Origin of the sequence: Enterococcus italicus DSM 15952, from assembly GCF_000185365.1 — a bacterium.
Lineage (GTDB): Bacteria > Bacillota > Bacilli > Lactobacillales > Enterococcaceae > Enterococcus_G > Enterococcus_G italicus.
The window spans coordinates 1435747-1438973 of sequence record NZ_GL622241.1; the positions used below are offsets into that span (position 1 = coordinate 1435747).

General features: G+C 29.8%; 3 protein-coding genes and 1 pseudogene. All 4 read right to left on the minus strand.

All coding sequences use genetic code 11. From position 1 onward, the window contains the following. Window positions 1–718 precede the first annotated feature (718 nt). A pseudogene (locus HMPREF9088_RS11935) lies at window positions 719–892 on the minus strand (DUF59 domain-containing protein); the annotation flags it as partial. 346 nt (window positions 893–1238) lie between these two features. Then, window positions 1239–1523 carry a hypothetical protein gene (locus HMPREF9088_RS06750; RefSeq protein ID WP_007208423.1) on the minus strand — a complete coding sequence of 95 codons (285 nt, stop codon included), beginning with the start codon at window positions 1521–1523 and terminating at the stop codon, window positions 1239–1241. 2 nt (window positions 1524–1525) lie between these two features. Beyond that, on the minus strand, window positions 1526–2707 hold the full coding sequence (locus HMPREF9088_RS06755) for a protein kinase family protein (protein WP_007208424.1): 1182 nt from the start codon (window positions 2705–2707) through the stop codon (window positions 1526–1528). Then, window positions 2707–3227 (minus strand): hypothetical protein (locus HMPREF9088_RS12060; RefSeq protein ID WP_007208425.1); only part of this gene is annotated, 521 nt, incomplete at its 5' end. The genes HMPREF9088_RS06755 and HMPREF9088_RS12060, both read right to left, overlap by 1 nt.

Here is a 3227-nt window from a genome sequence, read left to right on the forward strand (position 1 = left end):
AAAACTTTGCAACAGAACCCTACATAAAACTGAACAAACTCTCCCATATTTTTCTCCTTTTATGAGACTAGATTACGATTATCTCTTCAAGAGTAAATACGCTAATTACAGGAAAATAATAGAAAGACAGATAATTTTGTATAGTTAACTCGGGTTGCAGTATACATGTAAACCTTACGGAGACTCACTTTCAACACTGTTTAGTCAAAAATCTTACATGCTTATAGGTGCTAGAAAAAATAGTAGCAAGATTAAAAAAATTAATCCAAAAAGAATTATTGCATCAATCTTTTGTTTAGAAAAATCTTTATTCTTGTATGAAATATATAGTTTATAGACCACTACTATACAGAAAAATAATAATATGAGTCCCATCTAATCACCTTGTCTATTCCGTTTGTTAGTTCATCTTGAATTCATCTACTTACCTAGCATAAGTATCAACTTTCCTTTTAAAAGAGTATACTCTCTTTGAAAAGGAATCTAAAGATCATACTACTTCCAAATTTCTTGGGTTTCTGTATCATTTTCGGTAAAATTTCTCTAATCTTTACCCTCTGAAACATTTCTACATACCTGAAATTTTGCAAAACAAAAACTCTTTTATCAACCTTTTTTAAAAGTTAATAAAAGAGTTCAACGTTTTTTTCTTACTAGTTTGGTTCGCATAGTCCGAAAATCGGCTCAGACTAAATTCTAAATGAAAATTTACTATAACTTACCTAATCCCCAAAGCAATCCGTGCATAGCGGCTCATGCGATCGGTCGTCCACGCTGGATACCAGACTAATTTGACTTCGATTTCACCGACTTCTTCTACTTCAGATAAGGCATCATGGATATTATCCGTCAAGACATCTGCAAGTGGGCAGCCCATTGTCGTTAAGGTCAAGTGCTGTTATATCAGCATTTCTATCGCTTTTTCCTGCGTTAAAGCGATAGTCTCTCCTCGATTCCAGTGCATGTTAGAAGCCAAAATTCTGTTCTTTTTATTAACTTTTGCAGACTCATTATACCTCAAAAAACGGTTGAATTGTCCCCAAAAATGGCTTGGACTACATACTTAATGAGGATTTTTTTACGCATCTTGTCTGTAGTCCAATTAAATTTTCTCAAAAAACAAGCAATTCAAAAGTGCAAATATTTTCAGAAATATGTCCTTAAATACAGCTCAAAATCATCGCTAATTTTTCATTTTTTATAACAAAGATACATGTTTAAAATTAATAAATTTTATTTCAATGGATGAACTTTCTCTTTTCCTTAGGAATTAATTCTATCAATGAAATTGCTGATGGGTAATATTTTTGCATATATTCCACAGCACCTAATAAGTGTGCATCTTCTGATGCATATAATTCTTCTTTTAATTGAGCCATATCTATTACAATACTTCCACTTAGAACTTTGACCACATCTGTAAATTCTTTATCTTCATGAAAAGTATCATAAAAATCAGCGAGATGCTTACAAGTCACTACTCCATTTATCGTTAGTTCTATTAAAGCTTTCTGGATATTCAAACTTATCTACTCCAGTCTGTTTTCGAGAATACTTCTTTCAATTCCTCTAACGATTTTACTCTTTTAGATAAATCTGTATTCATACCAGAATCTATAAACTTCTCTACTTCTTTATCTTTATTATTATTCAGATTCTTTCTCCCAGTCATTACAAAAAAAATAACTTGAGTTAACGCATAAATTTCATGTTGAATGGTGTATTTATCCGCTCCCATAATTTTCAACTGTGGGTCATTTAAACTTCCTTGAAATTCAGTATTTTGGCGAGTCAGTGTGCTATCAGAGTCTTTGAGATAACCAAAATCACAGACTTTTAAGATAATGGTTTTGTCATCGTATTCCTTTACTAATATATTGGATAAAGAAATATCCCTATGAAAAATCCCTTTAGAATGAATGTATTTAAACGCATTAAAAAGTTGAGCAACTAACCTTTTCCTTTCAAATAATTCTAATTTGGTATTATTAGAATCAATAAAATCTTTTAGCGTTTGTTTCACGTATTCCATAATAAATTCATTCGCATCATCATTATAGCTATAAACTTTTAATACATATAAGGAATCCATATTTCTCATATTTTCAAACTCTTTTTTAAATCGTATTAACTCAGTAGATGTTAGTTCTTTTCTTGCTCTTTTTAAAGCAAATATTTGATTATAAAAAGTATCTTTAAACTTATAAACCATAGCATAAGAACCAGAATTAACCAATTTTAAAGAAGAGTATAAACTGTTATTCTCCTTAACAATTTCAATTTGCTTATCAAAATAAATGATTGGTTCATATTTAACGATATTCAGTAACTGATAGTCTTCTGGAATAGTTGACCCACCAGAATTACTAAGGTGCGGTTGAATGAATCGAATGGTATCTACATAATTATCAATCATTTTAAAAGCATAATCAGTTCTAGATAAAGCATGTTCAAGTTCTTCATATTTATCAATCAGTATAATTAATTCTCTGCTAGGGTCTGCATTAAAATGATTATTAAACTTTGTTTTTTCATTTAAGAATGAAAATAGAGAATTAAACTGGTTCTGGAATACTGCGAAACAAAATCTCAGGCGATTATCTTCTACACTTTCATATAAACGTTCTTCTGGTAATTGCCCCATGACTTTATTGGAAAAACCCATTAAAAAATCAACATTTTCATCTAGAATATAGTCTACATTCATTACTTGTCTCCACCATAATAATTTCTATCAGACTTAGACAATCCCACGAGTTCTTGATTAATTAATTTGGTATCAAGTTCTAATTTCTTTATAAAATCATCATATAATTCGTAGACATAAAAATTTGTAAATTTAGGTTGAAAGGATAACCCTAAACAAGCTAAGTAAAATTTTTCTTTATTCCATTTTTCAGGACTTTCACCTAAATATTTTGTCATCTTTGTAAAAACTACACCATTAATTTTAGTTCTGACATTACGAACGTAAATGCTTAACAAATATTCTTTAAACCTTTCATGATTAACGTAATCATTTTTTTCATAATATTCTTTCATACTCTTAAAAATTATATTTGTATACAAAATTTCAAATATTTTCCTAGTTATTTTCTTGTAATAACCTTCATCGAGAGCTACTGTTCTTAATAGTTGCATTTCAAGTGAAGAATACCCTCTCAAATGCTGTGACGCACGAACATATTCTTTAATACTAATCTTGAGTCCTTGATTTCTGTGTCGAG

What these genes read in the sequence shown, in the direction of transcription:
- HMPREF9088_RS06755 (WP_007208424.1), bottom strand. Translation starts at nt 2,707, where the DNA reads ATGAATGTAGACTATATTCTAGATGAAAATGTTGATTTTTTAATGGGT.